Source organism: Kitasatospora sp. NPDC015121 (assembly GCF_055562955.1).
The window spans coordinates 301,760-325,952 of sequence record NZ_JBVHEH010000004.1; the positions used below are offsets into that span (position 1 = coordinate 301,760).

At 75.0% G+C, this 24,193-nt stretch carries 18 protein-coding genes, 5 tRNA genes and 1 pseudogene; 8 read left to right on the forward strand and 16 right to left on the reverse strand.

The features are described from left to right. Positions 1–110: 110 nt before the first annotated feature. Together ACZ3J7_RS07350 and ACZ3J7_RS07355 are read right to left on the reverse strand one after the other, a co-directional pair. The gene (locus ACZ3J7_RS07350; RefSeq protein ID WP_465617759.1) at positions 111–929 is read right to left on the reverse strand and encodes an aminotransferase class IV; all 819 of its coding nucleotides are present in this window, start codon (positions 927–929) and stop codon (positions 111–113) included. After that, the gene (locus tag ACZ3J7_RS07355; protein ID WP_465618030.1) at positions 926–1,969 is read right to left on the reverse strand and encodes a chorismate-binding protein; all 1,044 of its coding nucleotides are present in this window, start codon (positions 1,967–1,969) and stop codon (positions 926–928) included. Before ACZ3J7_RS07355 ends, ACZ3J7_RS07350 begins: the two co-directional genes overlap by 4 nt. Positions 1,970–2,272: 303 nt before the next feature. Here ACZ3J7_RS07355 and ACZ3J7_RS07360 point away from each other — a divergent pair. The 5 genes from ACZ3J7_RS07360 to ACZ3J7_RS07380 all read left to right on the forward strand — a co-directional run bounded on the left by ACZ3J7_RS07360 (position 2,273) and on the right by ACZ3J7_RS07380 (position 2,813). Continuing rightward, positions 2,273–2,345, forward strand: a tRNA-Gly gene (locus ACZ3J7_RS07360). A 68-nt stretch (positions 2,346–2,413) separates the two neighbouring features. Further along, positions 2,414–2,487 (forward strand) — tRNA-Cys (locus ACZ3J7_RS07365). 36 nt (positions 2,488–2,523) lie between these two features. Then, positions 2,524–2,595, forward strand: a tRNA-Val gene (locus ACZ3J7_RS07370). Positions 2,596–2,629: 34 nt separating this feature from the next. Then, positions 2,630–2,701: transfer RNA gene (locus ACZ3J7_RS07375), tRNA-Val, on the forward strand. Positions 2,702–2,738: 37 nt separating this feature from the next. Next, positions 2,739–2,813, forward strand: a tRNA-Val gene (locus ACZ3J7_RS07380). A gap of 210 nt (positions 2,814–3,023) precedes the next feature. Here the strand turns inward: ACZ3J7_RS07380 and ACZ3J7_RS07385 are convergent. Then, the gene (locus ACZ3J7_RS07385; protein ID WP_014134612.1) at positions 3,024–3,200 is read right to left on the reverse strand and encodes a hypothetical protein; all 177 of its coding nucleotides are present in this window, start codon (positions 3,198–3,200) and stop codon (positions 3,024–3,026) included. A 581-nt stretch (positions 3,201–3,781) separates the two neighbouring features. On the opposite strand from ACZ3J7_RS07385, the pseudogene ACZ3J7_RS07390 reads away from it, so the two are divergent. Next, positions 3,782–5,125, forward strand: a pseudogene (locus tag ACZ3J7_RS07390) (serine/threonine-protein kinase); the annotation flags it as partial. A gap of 654 nt (positions 5,126–5,779) precedes the next feature. After that, entirely contained in the window at positions 5,780–6,337 is a 558-nt protein-coding gene (locus tag ACZ3J7_RS07395) for a hypothetical protein (RefSeq protein ID WP_465617762.1), read from the forward strand. A gap of 11 nt (positions 6,338–6,348) precedes the next feature. On the opposite strand, the gene ACZ3J7_RS07400 is transcribed toward ACZ3J7_RS07395, so the two are convergent. Then, complete coding sequence (locus ACZ3J7_RS07400) at positions 6,349–7,164, reverse strand: hypothetical protein (protein ID WP_465617764.1); 816 nt, start codon at positions 7,162–7,164, stop codon at positions 6,349–6,351. A 138-nt stretch (positions 7,165–7,302) separates the two neighbouring features. On the opposite strand from ACZ3J7_RS07400, the gene ACZ3J7_RS07405 reads away from it, so the two are divergent. Continuing rightward, on the forward strand, positions 7,303–7,677 hold the full coding sequence (locus ACZ3J7_RS07405; RefSeq protein ID WP_465617766.1) for a hypothetical protein: 375 nt from the start codon (positions 7,303–7,305) through the stop codon (positions 7,675–7,677). Between the two features lie 31 nt (positions 7,678–7,708). Here ACZ3J7_RS07405 and ACZ3J7_RS07410 read toward each other — a convergent pair whose 3' ends face one another. From ACZ3J7_RS07410 to ACZ3J7_RS07465, 12 genes are all read right to left on the reverse strand, one after another. Continuing rightward, positions 7,709–8,512, reverse strand: coding sequence for a TrmH family RNA methyltransferase (locus tag ACZ3J7_RS07410; RefSeq protein WP_465617767.1), 804 nt, complete (start codon positions 8,510–8,512; stop codon positions 7,709–7,711). Between the two features lie 49 nt (positions 8,513–8,561). Beyond that, the gene (cobA, locus tag ACZ3J7_RS07415; protein WP_465617769.1) at positions 8,562–9,794 is read right to left on the reverse strand and encodes a uroporphyrinogen-III C-methyltransferase; all 1,233 of its coding nucleotides are present in this window, start codon (positions 9,792–9,794) and stop codon (positions 8,562–8,564) included. Between the two features lie 165 nt (positions 9,795–9,959). After that, a complete protein-coding gene (gene cobT, locus ACZ3J7_RS07420) occupies positions 9,960–13,439 on the reverse strand; it encodes a nicotinate-nucleotide--dimethylbenzimidazole phosphoribosyltransferase (RefSeq protein WP_465617771.1) in 3,480 nt (1,159 codons plus the stop codon). 438 nt (positions 13,440–13,877) lie between these two features. Continuing rightward, positions 13,878–15,116, reverse strand: coding sequence for a precorrin-6y C5,15-methyltransferase (decarboxylating) subunit CbiE (gene cbiE / locus ACZ3J7_RS07425; RefSeq protein ID WP_465617773.1), 1,239 nt, complete (start codon positions 15,114–15,116; stop codon positions 13,878–13,880). 195 nt (positions 15,117–15,311) lie between these two features. Further along, positions 15,312–15,938, reverse strand: coding sequence for a GNAT family N-acetyltransferase (locus tag ACZ3J7_RS07430; protein WP_465617775.1), 627 nt, complete (start codon positions 15,936–15,938; stop codon positions 15,312–15,314). Between the two features lie 145 nt (positions 15,939–16,083). Next, positions 16,084–16,920 carry a MetQ/NlpA family ABC transporter substrate-binding protein gene (locus ACZ3J7_RS07435; RefSeq protein ID WP_465617777.1) on the reverse strand — a complete coding sequence of 279 codons (837 nt, stop codon included), beginning with the start codon at positions 16,918–16,920 and terminating at the stop codon, positions 16,084–16,086. A 75-nt stretch (positions 16,921–16,995) separates the two neighbouring features. Next, positions 16,996–17,736: a methionine ABC transporter permease gene (locus ACZ3J7_RS07440; protein ID WP_465617779.1), complete on the reverse strand. Its 741-nt coding sequence runs from the start codon at positions 17,734–17,736 to the stop codon at positions 16,996–16,998. Beyond that, positions 17,733–18,758, reverse strand: coding sequence for a methionine ABC transporter ATP-binding protein (locus tag ACZ3J7_RS07445; RefSeq protein WP_465617781.1), 1,026 nt, complete (start codon positions 18,756–18,758; stop codon positions 17,733–17,735). Before ACZ3J7_RS07445 ends, ACZ3J7_RS07440 begins: the two co-directional genes overlap by 4 nt. Before the next feature lie 424 nt (positions 18,759–19,182). Continuing rightward, entirely contained in the window at positions 19,183–19,677 is a 495-nt protein-coding gene (locus ACZ3J7_RS07450; RefSeq protein ID WP_465617782.1) for a GNAT family N-acetyltransferase, read from the reverse strand. A gap of 287 nt (positions 19,678–19,964) precedes the next feature. Further along, the gene (locus ACZ3J7_RS07455; protein ID WP_465617784.1) at positions 19,965–21,329 is read right to left on the reverse strand and encodes an FAD-binding oxidoreductase; all 1,365 of its coding nucleotides are present in this window, start codon (positions 21,327–21,329) and stop codon (positions 19,965–19,967) included. Positions 21,330–21,400: 71 nt separating this feature from the next. Further along, positions 21,401–22,822 carry an argininosuccinate lyase gene (argH, locus tag ACZ3J7_RS07460; protein ID WP_465617786.1) on the reverse strand — a complete coding sequence of 474 codons (1,422 nt, stop codon included), beginning with the start codon at positions 22,820–22,822 and terminating at the stop codon, positions 21,401–21,403. Between the two features lie 82 nt (positions 22,823–22,904). Further along, entirely contained in the window at positions 22,905–24,098 is a 1,194-nt protein-coding gene (locus ACZ3J7_RS07465; RefSeq protein ID WP_465617788.1) for an argininosuccinate synthase, read from the reverse strand. Positions 24,099–24,193 lie beyond the last annotated feature (95 nt).

Genomic DNA, 24,193 nt, shown 5'->3' on the forward strand with positions numbered 1-24,193 from the left:
TGACCGGCCCGACGCCCGGCAGCTCACGGCCGTCGACGCGGGTGACGGCCCGGACACCACCCCACCCACCACCCCGGCCCCGGCGCAGCCGGCCCCCGCGCCCGCAGGGCTCAGAGCGGGTCGCCGTCCTTCGCCGCGCGCTCCGCGAAGACGCCCATCGCCTCCCGGGTGACCGGCCCGACGCCCGGCAGCTCACGGCCGTCGACGCGGGTGACGGCCTGGACGTCGCGGAGGGTGGAGGTCAGGAAGACCTCCTCGGCGTCGGCGAGGGCTTCGAGGGGGAGGTCGGCCTCTTCGGCGCCGGTCCAGTCGAGGACGAGGTGGCGGGTGATGCCGGCCAGGCAGCCGGAGGCGAGGGTGGGGGTGAGGAGGCGGCCGTCGAGGACGAGGAAGACGTTGGAGCCGGTGCCTTCGCAGAGCAGGCCGGCGGTGTTGGCGAACAGGGCTTCGCTGGCGCCGGCGCGGTGGGCGGCGGCGAGGGCGATGACGTTCTCGGCGTAGGAGGTGGTCTTGAGGCCGGTGACGGCGGAGTGCTCGTTGCGGCGCCAGGGCACGGTGACGACGGCGGTGGTGTCGGGGCGGCGGCTCGCGGTGCCGAGGGCGACGATCAGGCTGGGGCCGGTGGTGCCGCGTTCGGAGCCGAGCGGGGAGGTGCCGCCGGTGTAGGTGATGCGCAGGCGGCCGAGCGGCAGCGGCTTGGCGGCGAGGACGGCGGCGCAGGCCTCGCGGACCCGGTCGTGGTCGGGGTCGGGCAGGCCGAGGCCGCGGGCGGAGCGGGTGAGGCGGTCGAGGTGCCGGGTGAGCGCGAAGAGTTCGCCGTTCTCGGCCTTGACCGTTTCGAAGACGCCGTCGCCGACGGTGAGTCCGTGGTCGAGGACGGAGAGTGCGGCGTCGTCCTCGGCGGTGAGGGTTCCGTTGACCCAGATCATCGGCGGGTTGCTCCTTCGGGTGTCTCGGGGGTGCCGGTGGAGGCTATCGCCACCAGGCGGGCGGCCTTGAGTTCGGTTTCCCGCCATTCGCGGTCGGGGTCGGAGTCCCAGGTGATTCCGGCGCCGGTGCCGAATTTCAGGACGGGTGCGCCGGGCCCGGTCCGTTCGATCCAGAAGGAGCGGATGCCGACGGCGAGTTCGGCGGCGCCCCGGTCGGCGTCGACCCAGCCGATCGCTCCGCAGTAGGGGCCGCGGGGGGCGGTCTCCAGGGCGCGGATGATGCGCAGGGCGCTGCTCTTGGGGGCGCCGGTGACGGATCCGGGCGGGAAGGTGGCGGCGAACAGTTCGGGCCAGCCGGTGCCGGGGCGCAGGGTGCCCCGGACGGTGGAGACGAGGTGGACCAGGCCGGGGTGCTTCTCGACGGCGCACAGGTCGGGGACGGTGACGCTGCCGGTCTCGCAGACCCGGCCGAGGTCGTTGCGGACCAGGTCGACGATCATCACGTTCTCGGCGTGGTCCTTGTCGAGCAGGTCGTCCTCGGTGCGGCCGGTGCCCTTGATCGGGCCGGACAGGACGGTGCGGCCCCGGCGGGAGAGGTAGAGCTCGGGCGAGGCGGTGGCGATCTCGACGCCGTGGTCGGGCAGGCGGATCGTTCCTGCGTACGGTGCGGGGTTGTGGGCGGCGAGCAGGCCGGTGAGGGCGTCGATGTCGGTGCGGTCGGGGTCGGGCAGCGGTGCGCTGAGCACCCGGCACAGGTTGGCCTGGTAGACCTCGCCGGCGGCGATGTGCTCGCGGATCCGGCGGACCCCGGCGCGGTAGGCGTCGGCGTCGAGGGAGCTGCGCCAGGCGTCGGCGGCGGGGCCCTGCCAGCGGTCGGTGGCGGGCGGGGCCGGGTCGGGGCGGACGTCGGCGAACCGGGCGCAGGTGAGCCGTCCCTCGAAGTCGTGGGCGACGGCCCAGAATCCGCCGTGTTCGAGGGCGGCCGGGTCGTGGGTGACTTCGCGCAGCCCGGTGGCGAGGCGACCGGCGAAGCGGGCCATCGGCTGGTGGGGGCTGGGCGGGGGGGTGCGGCCGGACACGGTTCTCCTGCGCGGATTTCGGTGCTGCCCGCTGCTGGTCCGCGCGGGCGCGGGACGGGCCCCGGGGGATCGCCCCGGTACCGGGAAGTCTAGGTCGGGGGCCTGGGGGAACGCCCGGGCCGGGCGGGGCGGTTCGGTGTTCGGCGGCCACCCCCGCGCCACGCTGCGGGAACGGATTTTTCAGCTGGGCCGGGAATCCGCTAGAGTTCAACACGTCGCCAGGGAGCGCAGCCGGGAAAAACCGGAAAGCCCCCCGGGAGACAGGCGGACGTGGCTCAGTTGGTAGAGCATCACCTTGCCAAGGTGAGGGTCGCGAGTTCGAATCTCGTCGTCCGCTCGATGGAGAACAGGGTAAGATCTTTCTCCAGGAGTTCAGCAGTAGGAGAGCAGTACCAGAAGTTGCCTGGTGGAGTGGCCGAGAGGCGAGGCAACGGCCTGCAAAGCCGTGTACACGGGTTCAAATCCCGTCTCCACCTCCAAGAGGTTCCGTCCGGTCCCGACCGACGGTCCTCCCCGCGCGATTAGCTCAGCGGGAGAGCACTACCTTGACACGGTAGGGGTCACTGGTTCAATCCCAGTATCGCGCACTGGTCTCCGGATCACGATCCTTCGGATCGACCCGCGCGATTAGCTCAGCGGGAGAGCACTACCTTGACACGGTAGGGGTCACTGGTTCAATCCCAGTATCGCGCACTCAGGCCTCCCACCTGCGGAAGGTCCTGGCGCACCCGCGCGATTAGCTCAGCGGGAGAGCACTACCTTGACACGGTAGGGGTCACTGGTTCAATCCCAGTATCGCGCACCACGGTTGAGAGCCGCAGTCCGAACCGGACTGCGGCTCTCGTCGTTTCCCGCCGCGCCGGGGAACGACGAAGGGCCGGGAACGGCACGCCCTCACCGACGTGTCGTTCCCGGCCGTCCGTCTGGCCGGAGCTGCAGCCTGTGCCACTCACTCGGTCCGTCCACGACGGTGAGGGCGGCTCCGGCCGGCGAAGACCCCTACCCCATGCGGGGGTCAGCGCCCGATCAGGTCGGCGACCGCTTTGGTCTGGGTCGCCAGTTGGTCCCACGCGCCGAACAGGGCGAGCAGCAGCACGGCACAGGGCAGGACGATGGCGAGGGCGACGACCGGGTGCCGGGTCTCCGTGGCGGGGAGGTGGCGGCGGCGGAGGGCTCTGCTGAGCGGTGCCATGGTGTGCTGTGCTCCTGCCGGGCTGGATGCTGCTTGGTCGGGTTCGGATGGGTGGGACGGGTGGTGCGGTTCGGCTGGCAGCGGGGGCGGCTTCTCGGGGGACGAGCGGGGCCGCCCTCGCTGGTGACAACGGTATGCGGCGGGCGGGTCGGGGTCCTCATGCCCGCGTACGGTTCCGACCGCCTCCGCTGGGATGAGGCGCCGGGCTCCGGCGTACTCCTGGAGGCGGAGACGGGGTGGTCGGTACCCCTAGACCGGCCCGGGGGCGGCCCCTGAGGGGGCGGGCGGTCCGGCGGCGGGGGCGGGGTCCTGACGGGCCGTCGGCGGCGGGGCGGGGGCGGGCGGGCGGCGGGGGGCGGACCGGTTCGGGGACGGATCGTCGCTGGTGGCCGGCCTGGTCGGGGCGGTCCGGAGGCGTGCGCACGGTGCCGATCCGACAATCGGACCGGCGGTTCGCGTGTTGCGTGTCGACGCGGGGCCGCCGCCTGTCCGTAAGCTGTCCCGAGACAGTCGTCTGACGGTGCCCCGATCCGACGGGGCCTCACTCCGCGGGCGGACGGAACGGAAACGGGTACGGGCAGATGGCAATGATGCGGTTGAGGCGTGAGGACCCCCGCATCGTCGGCCCGTACCGGCTGCACCGGCGGCTGGGCGCCGGCGGGATGGGCGTGGTGTTCCTCGGCTCCGACCGCAAGGGGCAGCGGGTCGCGCTGAAGGTGATCCGCGCCGAGCTGGCCGAGGACGCCGAGTTCCGCACCCGCTTCGCCCGGGAGATCGCCGCCGCCTCGCGGATCCGCGGCGGCTGCACGGCCCGGGTGGTGGGCTCCGACATCGAGGCGGACCGGCCCTGGCTGGCCACCGCGTACGTGCCCGGGCCCTCGCTGTACAAGCAGGTCTCCGAGGAGGGGCCGATGGCCTGGCCGGACGCGGCGCGGATCGGCTCCGCGCTGGCCGACGGCCTGGTGAAGGTGCACGAGGCCGGGGTGGTGCACCGCGACCTCAAGCCGTCGAACATCCTGCTCTCCCCCAAGGGCCCGCGGATCATCGACTTCGGCATCGCCTGGTCCCGCGGCGCCTCCACGCTCACCCACGTCGGCACCGCGGTCGGCTCGCCCGGCTTCCTGGCGCCCGAGCAGGTGCGCGGCGCGGCCGTCACGCCCGCCACCGACGTGTTCGCGTTCGGGGCGACGCTGGCGTTCGCGCTGACCGGCGAGTCGCCGTTCGGGTCGGGCGCCTCGTCCGAGGTGATGCTGTACCGGGTGGTGCACGAGGAGCCGGACCTGACGGGCATCCCGCCGGTGCTGGCACCGCTGGTGCGCGCCTGCCTGGCCAAGGAGCCGTCCGAGCGCCCGCCGGCCGCCGCACTGCACGAGCGCCTCAGCGAGCTCGCGGCGCGCGGCGGCGGCCGGGCCGGACGGGCCTCGGCGGCGGCGGCCGGGCGGACGGACGAGGGGCGGGCCCCGGCGGCCCCGGCCGAGGAGGCGGAGGCGCGACCGGCCCGGCCGCAGGCGGCGGGCGGCGCGGCGGCGGGCGGTGTCCGGCCGGGCCCGGCGGGCGGGCGCCCGGTGGCGGGCGGCCGTCCGGCGGCCGCGAAGGCGGACGGCCCGGGCGGGCCCGGCGCCCGGGCGGTGGCCACGCCCGCGATGCCCCGGCAGGACGCGGCGCGGCCGGACGCCCGCCCCGGCGGACCCGGCGGGCGGCGCCCGGCCCGGGACGGCGACACCGTCCGCGAGCGCCGCCCCGCGCACCCCGGGCAGCGCACCCCCGCGCCCGGCCGCGACCGCACTCCCCCGCCGGGACGCGTCCCGCACACCCTGGGCGGTCGGCCGACCCCCCGTCAGCGGCTGCTGCGGCAGCGGCTGGTGGTGTTCGTCACGGTCACGCTCGGCGTGGCGCTGGCGATCGCCGTCGCGCAGGGCTGCGAGAACCGGGATGCGCAGGGCCTCGGCCCGCGGCCCGGCGCCGTGGTGACCGGCCAGGCCGGACCGGCCGCCGGGACGGCCGCCCTGTCGGTGGACGGCGCGAACGCCGCCGGGCACGGCGACGCCGGACTCGCCCCGTCCCTCGGCAACCCGCCGCAGGTCGACTGGCCCAACCTGAGCTACCCCGACCCGTCCGGCGGCCCGGCGATCCGGCTGCGCGACGGGCGCTCCACCGAGAACGGCCCGCCGGTCTCGCTCGCCGCCGTGCTGCCCGCCCGCTACCGGGACGCGCAGGCCGCGCTGGTGGTGCTGCGCCGGCTGGAGGGCGCGGTGCCGGTCGACCTGGTGCAGCTGTACGGCTTCACCGGCGGCTCCCCCGTGCTGCTCGCCGACCGGGCCTCGGCCGCCAACCCGGAGGCCGGCGCGGTCTGGCGGGTGGAGAACGGCGCGCTGATCCGCGAGGAGAAGGTCGACCGGACGGGCGCGGTCTCCTCCACCCGGTACACCGTCCGCGCGGACGGCGGCCTGGAGGAGTCCTGGCCGGGCTCGGGCGTCTCCGGCTCGGCGAACTAGGCCCTGCCCGGCCCGCGCCCCGTCGGCGCGGCCGGCGCGGGCGGCGGTGACGGCTTGTCAGTACGGGGCGGCAGCATGTGCCGCATGATGTGGACGACCGACGCGATGCACGTCGCGTACTGCCAGTACTTCCTGTACGGACCGGAGTTGCCGGACGGCTGGGACGCGCACGCGCTGGACCGGCTGTTCCACGGGAACGGGGTGGCCGCGGGCTGCCCGGACCACCTGACGGTGCTGTGCGGGACGCACACGGGGCTGATCCGGCTGGGGGTGGAGAGCTCCGGGCGGCGGCCGCCGGAGCCGGGGCCGGAGTGGGAGAGCGTGGTGGAGCTGTCGCTGTACAGCAGCGGCGAGTTGCGGCTGCGGGCCTGGGACGGGGTGGACGTGGCCGGGCCGGGGAACCTGGCGCGGGCCGGGCGCGGCTGGTACCGGGTGCGGGTGCAGACCCGCGGGCGGGACCGGGGGCGGGAGGCGGACACGGCGGCCCGGGCGGTGGAGGAGCACCGGCTGACGGTGTGGCCCGCTCCCCCGGCACCGGACCTGGTGCTGCGGGTCGGCGACCTGACCGGCCGCCGGCACCACGACCCGCGGCGGCCGGCGCCTCGGCCGATCGGTCCGCCGGCGGTGCGCCGGGCCGCGTAGGGGGCGTCGGTTCAGAAGTGGTCCGCGCCGGACCAGCTGTACCAGCCGCCGCCGAGGTCGGTGTAGGAGACGGTCTGCTTGGCGGGCAGGCCGTGCGGGAGGTAGGCGTAGCCGTGCGGGGCGAAGACGCCGGCGCCCGCGACGGTGAAGGTGACGCCGCCGGCGCCGAGTTCGGTCCGTTCGAGGCGGTAGCCGGCCACCCAGGCGGGGTCGGTGGTGCCGGTGGCGAGGGTGTGCCGGGCGTGGGCGGTGAGGGCGTCGCGGGAGGCGGCGAACCGGGCGTCGGCGGGGACGTCGTAGTGGACCAGCAGGGCGCCCGCGGTGAGCAGCAGCGGGACGGCGGCCCAGCGCCACCGGCCGGGGCGCGGGGGCTCCCGGTGGGCCCGGGGGGTCTGCTGCCAGAGCAGCCAGCCGACGGGGAGGGCGAGCAGGGTGAACGCGCCGAGGCCGACCAGGCCGTAGTCGGCGCCGGGCACGCTGAAGCCGAGCAGCAGGGCGGTGACGCCGAGCGCGCAGCCGAGCAGGACGCTGTCGCCGGGGCGGGCGGGCGACCTGAGGCGCTCGCGGTGCCGGACGGCCAGCCAGCCGACGGGCAGCAGGACGGCCGCCAGCAGCGGGAGCGTCACCGGTACGAAGAACGCGACGAAGGGCACCGCGAGGAGGCCCGTCAGCACGAACGCCACCGTCAGCGCGCCGTGCACCGGGCCGTGCGGCAGGCAGAGCGCCGCGGCGAGCAGGGCCGCCAGGGCGAGCGGTCCCCGGTGGCCGGGCAGTCGGGCGAGGTCGCGGAGCCGGGCGAGGACGCGATCCTGCAGGGTGATGATCACACCGCACTGTCTAGCGGAGACCTCGGCGCGGGGGGAAGCCCGGTGCTCCGCCCGTCGTCCGATAATGGGTGCGACCAGTGGGTGCGACCGCGGCCGGTTCCGGCGGCGGTGGACGGCGAAGCGGGAGGTGCGGGGACGATGGCCCTGGTGGAGGGAGAGCGGGTCAGGCTGCTGGAGGACCTGGCGCTGGGCGGCGCGTCCGCCGGGCCGGACGGGCCGCTGGTGGGTTTCCTGCTGCTGGGGGCGGGCGTCGAGGGCACCGTCGTCCGGGTCACCGGGGAGCTGCCGCCGCCCGAGGAGGTCCGCGAGTACGAGCGGCTGCGGGCCCTGTTCGAGGACTACGGGCACACCATGCCCGCGGAGAGCCTGCGCCGGCTGGAGGCGCAGCTCGCCGAGCTGGAGCCGAGCTGGCGGGCGTACGGGGAGCTGGGGCCCCGGTCGACGGTGCGGGTGCGCTTCGACAACGGCTTCGTGCTGGACGACGCGGACGCGGCGGTGTTCGCCGCGTCCTGAGCCCCCAGCCCTGAGCCCCCAGCCCCCGCCGTCAGCCGTGGTTGACGGCGTAGAAGGCGATCGCGGCGGCGGCGCCGACGTTCAGCGAGTCGATGCCGTGCGCCATCGGGATCCGCACCCGCTGGTCGGCGGCGGCGAGGGCCTTCGGGGTCAGGCCGTCGCCCTCGGCGCCGAGCATCAGCGCGGCCTTGGGCAGCAGGTGCGGGCGGGCGGCGGTGAAGTCCTCGGCGCCGGAGGGCGTCAGCGCGAGCAGGTCGAACCCGGCGTCCCGGACGGCGCCGAGCGCGTCCGGCCACGGGTCGAGGCGGGCGTACGGGACGGAGAACACCGCGCCCATCGAGGTCTTGACGGCCCGCCGGTACAGCGGGTCCGCGCAGTCCGGCGAGAGCAGCACCGCGTCCATGCCGAGGGCGGCGGCGGAGCGGAAGATCGCGCCGAGGTTGGTGTGGTCGACCAGCCCCTCCAGGACGGCGACCCGGCGGGCCCCGGCGAGCACCTCCGGCGCGCCGGGCAGCGGCTTGCGCTCCATCGAGGCGAGCGCACCCCGGTGCACGTGGTAGCCGGTCACCCGCTCGGCGAGGGCCGGGTCGACCAGGTGGACGGGGGCGTCCGTCCCCTCGATGACGTCCGCCATCACGCCGAGCCACTTGGCCGTCAGCAGCATCGACCGCATCCGGAAGCCCGCCGCCAGCGCCCGGCGGATCACCTTCTCGCCCTCGGCGATGAACAGCCCCTCGGCGGGCTCCCGGCGGCGCCGCAGTTCGACGTCGGTCAGGTCGGTGTAGTCGCTCAGCCGGGGGTTGGCGGCGTCGGTGACGGTGAGTGGCTCGGACACCGGACGATTTTCGCACGTCGGGCGGGGGGTCCGGGGCCGGGCCGGCCCGTCAGGGGTTCAGGACGTCGACCACGTCGCCGATGACGATGACCGCCGGGGGCTTGACGCCTTCGGCGGCGACGGTGGCGCCGATGGTGGCGAGGGTGGCGTCGACGCGGCGCTGGGTGGCGGTGGTGCCCTCCTGGACGACGGCGACGGGGGTGTCCGCGGCGCGGCCGTGGGCGATCAGTTCGGCGGCGATGGCGCCGATCTTGTCGACGGCCATCAGCAGCACCAGGGTGCCGGTCATCCCGGCGACGGCCGCCCAGTTGGTCAGCGAGCGGTCGCCGGGGCCGACGTGGCCGGAGATGACGGTGAACTCGTGGGTGAGGCCGCGGTGGGTGACCGGGATGCCGGCGGCCGCGGGGACGCTGATCGAGGAGGAGATGCCGGGGACGACCGTGACGGGGACGCCCGCCTCGGCGCAGGCGAGCAGTTCCTCGCCGCCCCGGCCGAAGACGTACGGGTCGCCGCCCTTGAGGCGGACCACGAACTTGCCGGCCTTGGCGTGCTCGACCAGGGTCCGGTTGATCGCCTCCTGGGCCATGTAGCGGCCGTAGGGGATCTTGGAGGCGTCGATCACCTCGACGTGCGGGGGCAGCTCGGCGAGCAGCTCGCGGGGGGCGAGGCGGTCGGCGACGACCACGTCGGCGTCGGCGAGCAGGCGGCGGCCGCGGACGGTGATCAGGTCGGGGTCGCCGGGCCCGCCGCCGACCAGGGCCACGCCGGCGCCTCGGGCGCGGTACTGGCGGGCGGCGAGGGAGCCGTCGCGCAGGCCGGCCACGATGGAGTCGCGCAGCGCGGCGGAGTGCCGGGGGTCGCCGGTGAGGACGGCGACGGTGGCGCCGGAGTCGTGGCCGGAGGCGGGCGTCCAGGCGGTCGCGGCGGCGGCGTCGTCGCTGCGGGAGCAGAACACCCGCAGGCGCTCGGCCTCGGCGGAGACGGCGGTGTTGACGGCCGGGTCGTCGGTGGCGACCAGGGCGTACCAGGTGTCGGCGAGGTCGCCGTCCGCGTAGGGGCGCTGGTGCCAGGTGAACTCGCCGGCGTCGGCCATCGCGGAGACGGCGGGGGTGGTGGCCGGGGATATCAGGTGGATCTCGGCGCCGGCCGCGATCAGCGCGGGCAGGCGGCGCTGGGCGACCTGTCCGCCGCCGACGACGACGACGCGGCGGCCGGCGAGCAGCAGCCCGACCGGGTACGGGGTGAGGCCCTGGGTGGACGGGTGCGGCGTGGGCGCGGTCATGAGGGGGAGCTCCTGGGTGGGCGGCGGTGCTGGGCGGTCCGGCGGCGGGCCGGACGGCCCCGTGGGTGGGAGCCCTGTGCCGGCGCGCCCTTGAGCCGGTACGGGTGGGAGCCCGGCGGTCCCGGCCGCCCCCCTCGCACTGCGGGGCGGCCGAGACCGGCCGGGTCAGGCCTTCTCGGTGACTCCGGCGGAGTCGAAGGTGGCTACATCGTGCATCGCCCGGGCCGCGCTCTGCACCAGCGGGAGGGCCAGCAGGGCACCGGTGCCCTCGCCGAGCCGCAGGTCGAGGTCGATCAGCGGGCGCAGGCCGAGCTTGGCGAGCGCGGTCTGGTGGCCGGGCTCGGCGGAGCGGTGCCCGGCGATGCAGGCGGCCAGCACCTCGGGGGCGATCGCCTTGGCGACCAGGGCGGCCGAGCCGGCGATCACGCCGTCCAGGATCACCGGGACGCGCAGCGAGGCCGCGCCGAGCAGGAACCCGGCGAGCGCGGCGTGCTCCAGGCCGCCGACGGCGGACAGCACGCCGATCGGGTCGGCCGGGTCGGGCTTGTGCAGGTCGAGGGCCTGCCGGATCACCGCGACCTTGCGCAGGTGCGTCTCGTCGTCGATGCCGGTGCCCCGGCCGGTGACCTCGGCCGGGTCGGTCTCGGTGAAGACCGAGATCAGCGCGGCGGACGCGGTGGTGTTGGCGATGCCCATGTCGCCGGTGATCAGCACCTTGTTGCCGGCCGCGACCAGGTCGCGGGCGGTCTCGATGCCGACCTCGATCGCGCGCAGCGCCTCGTCCCGGCTCATCGCCGGGCCCTGGGTCATGTCGTCGGTGCCGGGCTTGACCTTGCGCGGCAGCAGGCCGGTGGTGCGGCCCTGCTGGATGGCGTCCGGCAGCTCGGCGGCCACGCCGACGTCGACCACGCACACCTCGGTGCCGACCTGCGCGGCGAAGGCGTTGACCACCGCGCCGCCGGCCAGGAAGTTGCCGACCATCTGCGCGGTGACCTCCTGCGGCCACGGGGTGACGCCCTGGGCGTGCACGCCGTGGTCGCCGGCGAAGATCGCCACGCAGCCGGGCTCCGGAATCGGCGGCGGGCACTGCCGGGCCAGGCCGGACAGCTGGGCCGCGATCAGCTCCAGCACGCCGAGCGAGCCGGCCGGCTTGGTCATCCGCTTCTGCCGGTCCCAGGCCTCGCCGAGCGCCTTGGCGTCCAGCGGGCGGATGCCGCGCAGGGTGTCGGACAGCAGGTCGTGCGGCTCCTCGCCGGGCAGCGCGCGGTTGCCGTACTGCTCCTCGTGCACCACCCAGGACAGCGGACGCCTCTTCGCCCAGCCCTGCTGCTGGAGCTCCGGCTCGTCCGGGAACGCGTCCACGTAGCCGACGCACAGGTAGGCGACGACCTCCAGGTGCTCGGGCAGGCCGAGCTCGCGGACCAGCTCCTCCTCGTCGAAGAAGCTCACCCAGCCGACGCCCAGGCCCTCGGCCCGGGCCGCCAGCCACAGGTTCTCCACCGCCAGCGCGGCCGAGTACGGGGCCATCTGCGGCTGGGTGTGCCGGCCCAGCGTGTGCCGGCCGCCGCGGGTGCGGTCGGCGGTCACCACGATGTTGACCGGCGTCTCCAGGATCGCCTCGATCTTGATTTCCTTGAACTGCTTCGCCCGGCCCTTGGGCAGCGAGTCCGCGAACGCCTCGCGCTGGCGCTCCGCCAGTTCGTGCATCTTCCGGCGGGTCTTCGCGGAGCGGATCACCACGAAGTCCCACGGCTGGGAGTAGCCGACGCTGGGCGCGGTGTGCGCCGCCTCCAGCACCCGGATCAGCACCTCGTGCGGGATCGCGTCCGGCCGGAAGCCGTTGCGGATGTCGCGCCGCTCCCGGATCACCTGGTGGACGGCCTCCCGCCCGGCCTCGTCGTAGCCGGGTGCGGCGGGCGGGCGCTCCTCTTCGGCGACGGGCTCGACGGGCGCGGCCTCGGCCTCGGCGGCGACGGACGCGGCAGCGACGGCCTCGGGCTGGACGGCCTCGGCGGCGGGCGCGGTCTCGACCTTGGGCTCGGGCGCGGTCTCGGGCGCGGTCTCGACCTCGGACTCGGCGGCGGCGGTCCCGGACGCGGCTTCGGCTTCGACCTCGGTGGTCGGCTCGGCGGCCGGGGCTCCGGGCTGCTCGACCGGCTCGACGGCGGCCTCGGCCTCGGCGGCGGGCGCCTCCTCGACGGCCGCGGGCTCGACGGCCGCGGGCTGCTCGGCGGGGGCCTCCGCGACGGGCGCGGCCTCGGCCTCGACCTCGGCCGCCGGCTCCTCGGCGGGGGCCTCGGCCTCGGGGGCCGCCTCGACGATGGCGGGCTCGACGGTGGCGGGCTCGGTGGGCCCGGCGGCCTCCACGGCCTCGGCGGCCGTCGGCTCGGCGGCCGGGGACTCCGGCTTCAGCAGCGGCAGGCCCGCGGGGGCGGCGAGGAAGGCGGAGATGCGCCGGTGCGCGCCCCGGCCGGACGGCTTCGCGGCCGCGTCGGGGATCGGCTCCACGACGGCCTCGCCGCTCACCGTCTCCGCGTTCACGGCCTCGGCGGGCTCGGCCTCCGTGCTCACGGCCTCCGCGCTCACGGCCTGGGCGGGCTCGGCGACAGCGGGCTCGGCCGACGGCGCGTCAACTGCCTCGGCGGCGACCGGCTCGGCCTCGGCCTCGGCCACCGGCTCGGCGGCGGGCTGGGGTTCGACGGCGGCGGGCACCGCGACGGGGACCGTCTCGGCCACCGGCTCGACGAACACCGGGGTCAGGCTCGCGGCGGGCGCGGCCTCGACCGGCACGGCCGGCTCCGCCTCCACCGGAGCGGCGGCGGGCTGCTCGGCGACCACCGGCGCGACGGCCACCGGCGCGGCGACGGCGGCCGCGGCGGCCTCCACCACCTGCGGCTGCACGGGCGCGGGCACCGGGACGGCCTGCACCGCGACCGGCACCGGCACGCCCTGCGCGGGCGTCGCCTGCGGCTGCACCGGCGCGGGCACCTGCGGCGCCGTTTCGGCGACCGGCAGCGGCACCCCGTACGCGGGCGTGCCGCCGGGCAGGGACGGGCCGCGGTCGGCGAGCGAGCGGACCGGGACCTGACCGGTCATCAGGGACGGGTCCGGGATCGGCGGTCCGGCGTGCAGCGGGCGGCGCGACTGCGACGGCACCGGCTGCTGGACGGCGGCGGGCTGCGCCTGCGGCGCACCGAGGTGCGGGGTGCCGGGGACCTCCCCGGCGGGCGGCTCGACGACCACCGGCTCGACGACCGCCGGCTCGGCGGCGACCGGCTCGGCGAGGGTGAGGACGGGCGGTTCGAGCGGCGGCCAGGACGGCGCGACGGGGGTGCCGGGCGGCTGTTCGGCGGGAGCGCCGGGCGCGCCGGCCTCCGCCGTCCCGGCGCCCTCGCCGGCCTCCCCGGTGCTCTGCACCGCGTCGCCCCAGGCGGTCTGCGGGCCGGGCATCAGCAGGACGTCGTCGTCCTCGTCGCCGTCGGGCTGGTCGAGGAAGGTGTACGCGGGCCGCTGGTCGCCGTGCCAGGGCCCGGCGGGCGCGGCGGGCTGGAGGGGCGCGCCGAGGTGGGGCTCCGGAACGGGTCCGCCGGGCCCGGGTTCGGGCGCGAGGGGACCGGCGCTGGGGGCGTGGCCGCCGTCGGTCATGTCAATGCTCCTTCCAGGCCGCTTGCGCGTCCTTGGCGAGGTCCCCGGAGGCCCCGCCCACTTCGCCGGAACGGAACCGCACCGACCCGTCCCTTACTCCACCGGCCGTCACCCGCACGGGTGGCGCGCCATCAGAAACAACGACGGCCCCGGGCAACCGGCACGACGGCGCGGCCGCTCCGGACCCTCACGGCATTCTTCCGGGCGGGTGCGCACCGCGTCGAATGCCCGCGAAGCGGGCCGTTCGGGTTGCAACGCGTCAAATGGGCCGCAACCGGGCCGGATCGGACACGGTGCTGCTTCGACGGAGTTGGTCCCCGGGGAAACCCTACCGGCCGTGGCCGGACCGATCTCGAAACCGTGTCCGGATGCGACGGGGATCACCGTACCCCGTGGTCCGGACACCGCGCGGGGGCGTGTCGGGAGCGTGAACGGAGCTCAGTCGTACGGTTCGCCCCAGATCAGCAGGGTGTAGTCGCCCCGGCCGAAGGAGGGTCCGGCGCCGTCGTCGGGGTCGGCGCGCAGGAGGGCGGACTGGAGCAGCAGGCCGTCGGTGCGGTAGCCGGCGCCGTCCAGGATGTGCCGGGTCTCGGTGGCCTCGGCGAGGGTGCGGGCGACGGCGACCAGGCGTTCGGGTTTGCGGGCGGCGATGGCGCGGACCATCGCGGGGCCGCCGTGCTCGACGGCGGCGGCGTCGGGTTCGGGGAGGGCGCCGAGGACTTCGGGACCGGAGCCGGCGGCGGTCTCGACCTCGACGCCGGCCTTGCGGGCGTTGGCGGAGATCCGGGCGCAGTCGGCGGGTTCGGCCTCGACGGCGACCACGGCGGCGCCGAACCGGGCGGCCTCGACGGCGAGCGCGCCGTCCCCGGCGCCGACGGTCCAGAGCAGGTCGCCGGGGGCGGGGGCGAGCCGGGCCAGGGCCAGCGCGCGGACGTGCGGCGGGAGTGCGCGGGGGCGCCGGGCGTCGGCGTCCGCTCCGGCGTACGCCTGGTTGGGGAGCGCCCAGCCGCGCTGGGCGCCGGGGTGGTCGAGCGGTTTGCCGGCCAGCCAGCCGGCGGCGGCCTCGGCGGGCGGGACGTTGCCGATCACCAGGACGACGGAGGGGTCGCGCCAGTCGTGGTCGGGGACGCGTTCGGAGGTGAGGACGGTGACGTCCTCCTCGGCGGTGCCGAGCGCCTCGCAGACCACGAAGGTGCGGGGGACGCCGCGCAGCATCAGGGCGAGTTCGCTGGGTCCGGCGCCGCCGGTGGTGAGGACGGCGACCTTGGGGTGGGCCCGGCAGACGTTGGCGGCGCGGCGCAGCCGTCCGCCGTGGGCGGAGACCACCTGGGCGTCCTCCCAGGCCATGCCGGCCCGGGCGAAGGCGGCGGCCACCGAGGAGACGGCGGGCAGCACTTCGAGTTCGAGGCCGTACTCGGGGCGGCGCAGGGTGCGCACCACGCCGAAGAAGCCGGGGTCGCCCTCGGCGACGACGACGGCGGTGCCGCGGTGGTCGGCGATCCGGCGGGCGGCGGCCCGCAGGTCGGCGAGGCCGATGCGTTCGGCGCGTTCGGGGACGGGGAGGGCGGCGAGCTGGTAGCCCGCTCCGGCGACCAGGGTGGCTCCGGCGAGTGCGCCGGCGGCGGCCTGGGTCAGTGGGGTGCCGTCCCACCCGATGACCGTGATCCGGTCAGCCATCTGCGGCTGTTCTCCCTACGCCGTGTTCCGCCCCTGGTGGGGTGCGCCGCTGGCGCTCCCTGGGCAGAGGCTACCGCCTGGGCGGGGTGGTGCGGGGCCGTGGCGCGCGCCGGGGGCGTGAACAGCGGGCGTACGACACGTGGGCGGCGGCGCGGGCGGGGCGGCGCGGGGTCGGGCCGGGGGCCGGGGGCGGGGTCAGCGGGGCAGCGCGTGGTAGCGGTCGTCGGGGTGGACCGGCTCGGGCGGGTCGAGGTCCTCGGGGAGCAGGCTCCACACGATCAGGTCGGTGTGCTCCTCGGGGCCGGGGCCCCACTCGCCGCCGCGGACTATGGCGGCGTTGCGCAGCACGCCCTCGCTGATCGCGCCGGCCTTCTGGGCGACCTGCTGGGCGGCGGTGTTGCCGGCGGCGGTGCGCAGTTCGAGGCGTTGGAAGCCGCGGTCCTCGAACAGCCACTGGGCGGTGCCGAGGACGGCCTCGGGCGCGTAGCCCTCGCCCCGGGCCCAGGGGGCGGTGACGAAGCGGACCTCGGTGGCGCGCAGGTGCCAGTCGGTGCGGTCGAGTTCGAGCAGGCCGACCAGCCGCTGGGTGAGGTGCTCGGTGACGGCGAAAACGATTCCGCGTCCCCGGGCGCGCCGTTCGGGGGCGTGCCGGGCGATCAGTTCGCGGGCGTCGTCCGGCCGGTAGGGGCGGGGGTGGCCGGTCCAGGTCTGGACGAGTTCGTCGCCGAGCATGGCGGCCAGTCCGGGGGCGTCCTGCTCCTCAAGGGCGCGCAGCAGCAGCCGTTCGGTGCTGATCGCTGTCTCGGGGAAGTTCGCAACCATGCCGTCTCTCCTCGCCGGGTCGTGGACACACCGTACGCCCCGCCCTTCGCCGGGCGTGCCAGCGTACCCGCTCCGCACCTCACGGCTCGTCAGCACGGTGCCCCCGGCGGGGAGGCCGGGGGCACCTCTGGGTTCGGACGGCGGGTCAGAACGCCGGGATGACGGCGCCCTGGAAGTTGTCGTCGATGTACTTCTTCACCTCGGCGGAGTGCAGCAGCTCGGCGAGCTTCTGGACCCGCGGGTCGCTCTCGTGGCCCTTCTTGACGGCGAGGATGTTGGCGTAGGGGTTGCCCTCGGCCTTCTCCAGCACCAGGGCGTCGGTGGCGGGCTTGAGGTTGGCGCCCAGGGCGTAGTTGCCGTTGATGACGGCGGCGTCGACGTCGTCGAGGGAGCGCGGCAGCTGGGCCGCCTCCAGCTCCTTGAACTTGAGGTTCTTCGGGTTGGAGGCGACGTCCTGGACGGTGGCGGTGGTGCCGGCGCCGCCCTTGAGGGTGATGACGCCGTTGTCGGCGAGCAGCTTGAGCGCCCGGCCCTCGTTGGTGGCGTCGCTGGGGACGGCGACCTGGGCGCCGTCCTTGAGCTCGCCGACGCTCTTGACCTTCTTGGAGTAGACGCCGAGCGGCTCCAGGTGGACGGTCTCGACCGGGACGATGTCGGTGCCGTTCTTCTTGTTGAAGTCGTCGAGGTAGGGCTGGTGCTGGAAGTAGTTCGCGTCCGCGGAGCCGTCCTGGACCGAGGTGTTGGGGGTCACGTAGTCGCTGACCTCCTTGATGTCCAGCTTGAGGCCGGCCTTGGCCGCCAGGTTGTCCTGCACGAACTTGAGGATCTGCGCGTGCGGGGTGGGGCTGGCGGCGACCACCAGGGGCTTGTTCGGGTCGGCGGCGGCGCCGGAGCCGGAGGAGTCCGAGGAGCAGGCGGCGAGGGTGAGCGCGAGGCCGGCGGCGGTGGCGGTCAGGGCGGTGGTCTTCAGGACGTTACGCACGAAAAGTGCCTTTCTGCGGGATGCGATCGGCCCTGGTGGGGCCGGGGAGCCCGTTCCGTGGTGCGGGACGGGGAGTCAGTGGGAGGAGAGCAGGTCCTCCTCGGTCTCCTCCGGCTTCGCCGTGGCGGAGCGGAAGAAGCCGAGCGGGCTGCGGTAGTCGCCCCGGTGCGAGAGCCGGCGGGCGGCGAAGTCGCCGAGCAGCTGGATCGCGGTGACGATGACCACCAGTTCGGCGACGATGACCCACATGAAGGCGGTCTCGAAGCGCAGGTAGCCGTAGCGGATGGCGAGGTCGCCGAGCCCGCCGCCGCCGACCGTGCCGGCCATCGCGGAGTAGCCGATCAGCGCGATCACCGTGGTGGTGGCGGAGGCGACCAGCGAGGGCAGCGCCTCGGGCAGCAGGGCCTTGCGGACGATGGTGCCGGTGCCGGAGCCCATCGACTTGAGCGCCTCGACCAGGCCGCCGTCGACCTCGCGGATCGAGGTCTCCACCAGCCGGGCGTAGAACGGGATCGCGCCGATCGCGAGCGGGACGCTGGCGGCCTGCCAGCCGAGCGTGGTGCCGGCGACCGCCCGGGTGAGCGGGAGGACCGCGACCATCAGGATCACGAACGGGATGGAGCGGCCGAGGTTGACGACCGTGCCGAGCACCCGGCTGACCGTCAGGTTCTGCAGCAGGCCGCCCCGGTCGGTGAGCACCAGCAGCAGCCCGAGCGGCAGGCCGATCACCAGGCTGGCCAGGCCGGCGATGCCGACCATGCCGAAGGTCTCCCAGGTGGCGGGCCACATCAGTTCCTGCATCTGGTCCCAGGTCATGCCGCCGCTCCGTTCGACAGGTCGAGGACGTCCACCTGGAGGCCCTGTTGGCGCAGGTAGCCGATCGGCACCACGTTGTCGGTGTGGCTGCCGGGCAGTTCGACCCGCATCCGGCCGACCAGGCGGCCGGCGATGGTCTCGACGGCCGCGCCGAGGATGTTGATGTCGATCTGGTAGGTGCGGGCCAGCTGGGAGACGAACGGCTGGGCGGGCGCGTCGCCCTGGAAGGTGATCTCCAGGACGGTGCGCTCGGGGTCCCGGGTGCCGAAGTCGCCGAGCGGGAAGAGGTCCCGGGCGATCCGCGAGTGGCCGTCGGCGAGCAGGTCGGTGAGCTGTCCGGTCTCGACCACCCGGCCGCCGCGCATCAGGGCGGCCGAGTCGCAGACCGACTTGATGACCTCCATCTCGTGCGTGATCAGCAGGATGGTCAGGCCGAGCTGCTGGTTGAGCTCGCGCAGCAGTTTGAGGATCGAGCGGGTGGTCTCCGGGTCGAGCGCGCTGGTGGCCTCGTCGGAGAGCAGCACCTTGGGGTCGCCGGCCAGCGCCCGGGCGATGCCGACGCGCTGCTTCTGGCCGCCGGAGAGCTGGCCGGGGTAGCTGCGGGCCCTGTCGGCGAGGCCGACCAGGTCGAGCAGTTCGGCGGCCTTGCGGCGGCGTTCGCGGCGGTCCAGTCCGATGATCTCCAGCGGCAGTTCGACGTTCTCCTGGGCGGTGCGCGAGGAGAGCAGGTTGAAGTGCTGGAAGACCATGCCGATCCGCTGCCGGGCGGCGCGCAGGTCGCGTCCGGCGCGCTGCTCGCTGCCGGACAGCGCGGTCAGTTCCACGCCGTCGACGGTGACGGTGCCGGAGGTGGGCCGCTCCAGCAGGTTGACGCACCGGATCAGGGTGGACTTGCCGGCGCCGCTGGTGCCGACGACTCCGAACACCTCGCCCTGCCGTACGTGCAGGTCCACGTCGTCCAGCGCCCGGACCTCGCGGTCCTGGGAGCGGTAGACCTTGGTCAGGCCCTTGGTGGTGATCACAGCTGCTTCCGTTGTTCGTCTGCGGACGGCCGCGGGGGCGTCCGCGCCAGTGGCGGGATGGGCACGCGGGTGCCGGGGAAGAGTGGGCGGTCGGCGTCGTTACGATCATGTCCGCCGGTCGGCCGGGCCGCCTGTGGGCGTGGCCCTAACGAGTCATCAGCGGACGGGGCGTCAGCGGGCGCCGGGCGAGTGCCCTCAGCGGCGACACATTCGACGGCCGCACATGCGCGACTCACCTGCCGGCGTCGCGCCGGTGGGGATGCATGTCGTCGTCGTGGTCATGGAACCCAGTAAATCAGACATTTGGTCCACGTCCCAATTCCCGGGACGCGCTGTCCGAACTCCGGACACGACCCTTGCGGCGCAAGCGCAGCGGCGCCCGACCCCTCGTTCGGGTCGGGCGCCGCGGGTGCGTGGCGGGGCGTCAGGCGGCCAGGGTGGCCGGCACCGGCTTGGCCAGCGTCACGATCGACAGCCGGCGCGACACCTCGCGCACCTCGGTCTCGCGGTAGCCGAGCCGGCGGTACAGCCGCAGGTTGCCCAGGCTGCGGTGGCCGGTGAACAGCTCGAAGCCGCCCTCCGCGCCGTCCTCGGCCAGTCGGGCCTCCAGCGCCTCCAGCAGGCGGCGGCCCAGGCCGTGCCGCTGCATCCGGGGGTGCACCACTAGTCGGCCGATCCGGCCGACGCCGTTGTCGTCCACCCAGCCGCGGACGCTGCCCACCACCTCGTCGCCGAGCCGGGCCACCAGGACCCGTTGCTCGGACAGCTCGGCCCTGAGGCTCTCCAGGGTCTGGGTCAGCGGCTCCAGCGTCCAGTCGCCGTACAGCTCCGCCTCGCTCTGGTAGCTGAGGTACTGGAGCTTGAGGATCTGCTCCGCCTCGTCCGGTCGTGCCGCTGCGATGATCACACTCATGCCCATGTGCGGGGGCCTCCATCGTTAAGTGCCCGGCGCGTGCGAGTGAGGGTCTTGCACCGGTTCCTGTTCCGAGGTGTGCCCGGACGGGGATCGGCCCGGCCCGGGAGAAGCGCGACGCGTCCCGCCGGACGGTGGTCCGGGCAGCCGGGACTGACGCGCTCACGCTCAGTATCCGGGCGGCCGGACGGCCGTCAAGAGAGACGTTCGCCACCGCTCTACCCAGCCGCCAGCTGTTCTCAACCTCCCCGACGCCCGACGTGGCGAGCGTCACGCCCCCTCGGGTGGCGCCCTCACCCGCTCGGGCGAATGTTCTGGTTGACCCGGAACAGGTTGGTCGGGTCGTACCTGTCCTTCAGGGCGACCAGCCGCTCGTACTTCGCCAGCCCGTACGCCTCCACCACCCGGGCCGGCCCCTCCTGGCCCATCAGGTTCACGTACGCCCCGCCCGAGGAGAACGGGCGCATCGCCTCCCAGCACTCCCGCACCCACTCCACCTGCGGGCGCGCCGGGCCGTCCGTCCACCGCCCCACCGCGCTCAGCAGGTACGGCGCCGTCCGGTGGGTGTACGCGGTGTCCTCCGGGCCGACCCGGGCCACCGCGCCGCCCAGGAACGCCAGCTGCAGCCGGGACCGCGGCCCCGGCATCGCCGCGACCCGGGCGGCCAGCCGGTCGATCGCCGCGCCGTCCAGCACCGAGAGGAACTCGGAGCGCACGAAGCCGCCCGCGCCCGGGCCCCGGTCCGCGTCCAGCGCCCGCTGCCACAGCGCGTACGGGCGGGTCTGCACGGTGTCCAGCAGCACCCCCGGCAGGGCGCGCAGCGGGGCGACCGCCTCCCGGCCCCGGTCGGCCCGGCCGGACCAGCACAGGCCGATCCGCAGCACCGTCCGGTCCGGCAGCTGCGGCACGCCGTGCGGGCGGCCGAACTCGACGGCGACGGTCAGGCCGTCCGGGGCGTGCGCCGTGAAGTCCCGCACCTCGGCCAGGGTCGGCGCCAGCAGCTCCACCGGCACGTAGACCGCCCCGCACAGCACGTGCGGGCCCACCCGGTGCAGCCGGTACGTGAAGGAGGTGACCACGCCGAAGTTGCCGCCGCCGCCGCGCAGCCCCGCGAACAGCTCCGGGTGCGCGGCCGCGCTCACCGTCAGCAGCCGCCCGTCGGCGGTCACCACGTCCGCCTCCACCAGGTTGTCGCAGGTCAGCCCGTACGCGCGGGCCAGCCAGCCGATCCCGCCGCCGAGCGTCGACCCCGCGATGCCCGCCCCCGAGTACGGCGCGCCGGTCGTCGCCAGGTCGAAGGCCTGCGTCTCGTGGTCGAACGCGCCCCAGGTCACCCCCGGCTGCGCCCGGGCGAGCCGGCGGGCCGGGTCCACCCGGACGCCGGTCAGCCCCGACAGGTCGATCAGGAGCCCGCCGTCGCAGGTGCCGAGACCCGCGAGGCCGTGCCCCGCGCCCCGGACGGCCGCCGCCAGGCCGTGCTCCCGGGCCACCGCGACGGCCCGCAGCACGTCGGCGACGCCCGTGCAGCGCGCGATCACCTCGGGCCGCCGGTCCACCGCCGCGTTCCACACCGCGCGGGCCGCGTCGTACCCGGCGTCCCCGGGCACCACGATCTCGCCCCGGAACCCCTCGGCGAGTGCCATGGCTGCTTTGGCCATGGCACCAGGGTAGGCCCGGGGACGGGCGGCGGCCCGGGGAGCGGCGGCCCCCCGTCGCCGCCCCTCCGGGCTCAGGCCAGCCAGGCCTGCTGGGCGGCGAGGTCCTGCTTGACCTCGGCGAGCTGGACGGCGACCGCCGAGGGGGCGGTGCCGCCGCGGCCGTCGCGGGAGGCGATGGCGCCGTGGACGGACAGCACGGTGCGGACCTCGGGGGTGAGGTGCGGGGAGATCGCGGCGAACTGGGCGTCGGTGAGGTCGGAGAGCTCGATGCCCTCGGCCTCGCAGACCTTGACGCAGGCGCCGGCCACCTCGTGCGCGACCCGGAACGGGACGCCCTGCTTGACCAGCCACTCGGCGATGTCGGTGGCGAGCGAGAAGCCGGCCGGGGCCAGCTCCTCCAGGCGCTCGCGGTGGACGGTCAGGGTGGCGACCATGCCGGTGAAGGCGGGGAGCAGGACCTCCAGGGTGTCGCAGGAGTCGAAGACCGGCTCCTTGTCCTCCTGGAGGTCGCGGTTGTAGGCGAGCGGCAGGGCCTTGAGGGTGGCGAGCAGGCCGGTCAGGTTGCCGATCAGGCGGCCGGACTTGCCGCGGGCGAGCTCCGCGATGTCGGGGTTCTTCTTCTGCGGCATGATCGACGACCCGGTGGAGAAGGCGTCGTGCAGCGTGATGAAGCCGAACTCCTTGGTGTTCCAGATGATGATCTCCTCCGCGATCCGCGAGAGGTTGATGCCGATCATCGCGGTGACGAAGGCGAACTCGGCGACGAAGTCGCGCGAGGCGGTGCCGTCGATCGAGTTGCCGACCGAGCCGCGCTCGAAGCCGAGGTCCGCGGCGACGGCCTGCGGGTCGAGGCCGAGCGAGGAGCCGGCCAGCGCGCCGGAGCCGTACGGGGAGACGGCGGTGCGGGCGTCCCACTGGCGCAGCCGCTCGGCGTCCCGGCCGAGGGCCTGGACGTGGGCGAGGACGTGGTGCGCGAAGAGCACCGGCTGGGCGTGCTGGAGGTGGGTGCGACCGGGCATCGCGGTGTCCGGGTGGGCCTCGGCGAGGCCGACCAGGGCGTGCTGGAGGTCGAGGATCAGCGCGCCGATGGCCTTGCCGTGGTCGCGCAGGTACATCCGGAACAGGGTGGCGATCTGGTCGTTGCGCGAGCGCCCGGCCCGGAGCTTGCCGCCGAGGTCGGCGCCGAGCCGCTCCAGCAGGCCTCGCTCCAGCGCGGTGTGGACGTCCTCGTCGGCGACCGTGCCGACGAACGCGCCGGACTCGACGTCGGCCAGCAGCCGGTCCAGTCCGGCCAGCATGCCGTCGAGCTCGGCGTCGCTGAGCAGTCCGGCCTTGTGCAGGACGCGGGCGTGCGCCTTGGAGCCGGCGATGTCGTACGGGGCGAGCCGCCAGTCGAAGTGGACGGAGGCGGAGAGCTTGGCCAGGGCCTCGGAGGGGCCGTCGGCGAAGCGCGCGCCCCAGAGGCGGACGTCTGCGGGCTGGTCGGCGGTCATCGCGTGGGCTCCTTCGGAGGTGGGTCTGGGTGTGGCGCGGCCCCGGCCGCCGCGGGCGGCCGGGGCGGGGGCTAGCGGTGGATCAGGCCAGGTCGCGGCGGGCGGCGATCTTCGAGGACATGCCGAAGATCTCGATGAAGCCCTTGGACATGGACTGGTCGAAGGTGTCGCCGGTGTCGTAGGTGGCGAGGTTGAAGTCGTACAGCGACTGGTCCGACTTGCGGCCGTTGACCACGGCGCGGCCGCCGTGCAGGACCATCCGGATCTCGCCGGAGACGTGCTGGTTGGCCTCGTTGACGAAGCCGTCCAGGGCGCGCTTGAGCGGGGAGAACCACAGGCCGTCGTAGACCAGCTCGGCCCAGCGCTGCTCGACCTGCCGCTTGTAGCGGGCGAGTTCGCGCTCGACGGTGACGTTCTCCAGGGCCTGGTGGGCGGTGATCAGGGCGATCGCGCCGGGGGCCTCGTAGATCTCGCGGGACTTGATGCCGACCAGGCGGTCCTCGACCATGTCGAGGCGGCCGATGCCCTGGGCGCCGGCCCGCTTGTTCAGCTCCTCGATGGCCTGGAGCACGGTGACCTTGCGGCCGTCGATCGCGACCGGGACGCCCGCCTCGAAGGTGATGACGACCTCGTCGGCCTCGCGCTGGGCGGCCGGGTCCTGGGTGTACTCGTAGACGTCCTCGATCGGGGCGTTCCAGATGTCCTCGAGGAAGCCGGTCTCGACGGCGCGGCCGAAGACGTTCTGGTCGATCGAGTACGGGTTCTTCTTGGTGGTGACGATCGGGAGGTTCTTGGCCTCGGCGAAGGCGATCGCCTTGTCGCGGGTCATCGCGTAGTCGCGGACCGGGGCGATGCACTTCAGGCTCGGGGCCAGCGACTGGATGCCGACCTCGAAGCGGACCTGGTCGTTGCCCTTGCCGGTGCAGCCGTGGGCGACGGTGGTGGCGCCGTGCTTCTGCGCGGCGGCGACCAGGTGCTTGACGATCACCGGGCGGGAGAGCGCGGAGACCAGCGGGTACTGGCCCTGGTACAGCGCGTTGGCCTTGAGGGCCGGCAGGCAGTACTCGTCGGCGAACTCGTCGCGGGCGTCGGCGACCTCGGCCTCGACGGCGCCGCAGTCGAGCGCGCGCTGGCGGATGACCTCCAGGTCCTCGCCGCCCTGGCCGACGTCGACGGCGACGGCGATGACCTCGGCGCCGGTCTCCTCGGCGATCCAGCCGATGCAGACGGACGTGTCCAGACCGCCCGAGTAGGCGAGTACGACGCGATCGGTCACGGCTATCTCCATTCACAAACAGGGTTCCATGCGGCGTTAGGCATAAGTATGCACCACCGCGTATGAGTTCACAAACCAGTACCGCACGCGGGGTC

Bases quoted from the DNA above. Each gene is read 5' to 3' on its own strand.
- ACZ3J7_RS07350 (WP_465617759.1), bottom strand. From the start codon at position 929: ATGATCTGGGTCAACGGAACCCTCACCGCCGAGGACGACGCCGCACTC.
- ACZ3J7_RS07385 (WP_014134612.1), bottom strand. From the start codon at position 3,200: ATGGCACCGCTCAGCAGAGCCCTCCGCCGCCGCCACCTCCCCGCCACG.
- ACZ3J7_RS07395 (WP_465617762.1), top strand. From the start codon at position 5,780: ATGATGTGGACGACCGACGCGATGCACGTCGCGTACTGCCAGTACTTC.
- argH (WP_465617786.1), bottom strand. From the start codon at position 22,822: ATGACCGCCGACCAGCCCGCAGACGTCCGCCTCTGGGGCGCGCGCTTC.
- ACZ3J7_RS07405 (WP_465617766.1), top strand. From the start codon at position 7,303: ATGGCCCTGGTGGAGGGAGAGCGGGTCAGGCTGCTGGAGGACCTGGCG.
- ACZ3J7_RS07450 (WP_465617782.1), bottom strand. From the start codon at position 19,677: ATGGGCATGAGTGTGATCATCGCAGCGGCACGACCGGACGAGGCGGAG.
- cobA (WP_465617769.1), bottom strand. From the start codon at position 9,794: ATGACCGCGCCCACGCCGCACCCGTCCACCCAGGGCCTCACCCCGTAC.
- ACZ3J7_RS07440 (WP_465617779.1), bottom strand. From the start codon at position 17,736: ATGACCTGGGACCAGATGCAGGAACTGATGTGGCCCGCCACCTGGGAG.
- ACZ3J7_RS07455 (WP_465617784.1), bottom strand. From the start codon at position 21,329: ATGGCCAAAGCAGCCATGGCACTCGCCGAGGGGTTCCGGGGCGAGATC.
- cbiE (WP_465617773.1), bottom strand. From the start codon at position 15,116: ATGGCTGACCGGATCACGGTCATCGGGTGGGACGGCACCCCACTGACC.
- cobT (WP_465617771.1), bottom strand. From the start codon at position 13,439: ATGACCGACGGCGGCCACGCCCCCAGCGCCGGTCCCCTCGCGCCCGAA.
- ACZ3J7_RS07430 (WP_465617775.1), bottom strand. From the start codon at position 15,938: ATGGTTGCGAACTTCCCCGAGACAGCGATCAGCACCGAACGGCTGCTG.
- ACZ3J7_RS07355 (WP_465618030.1), bottom strand. From the start codon at position 1,969: ATGGCCCGCTTCGCCGGTCGCCTCGCCACCGGGCTGCGCGAAGTCACC.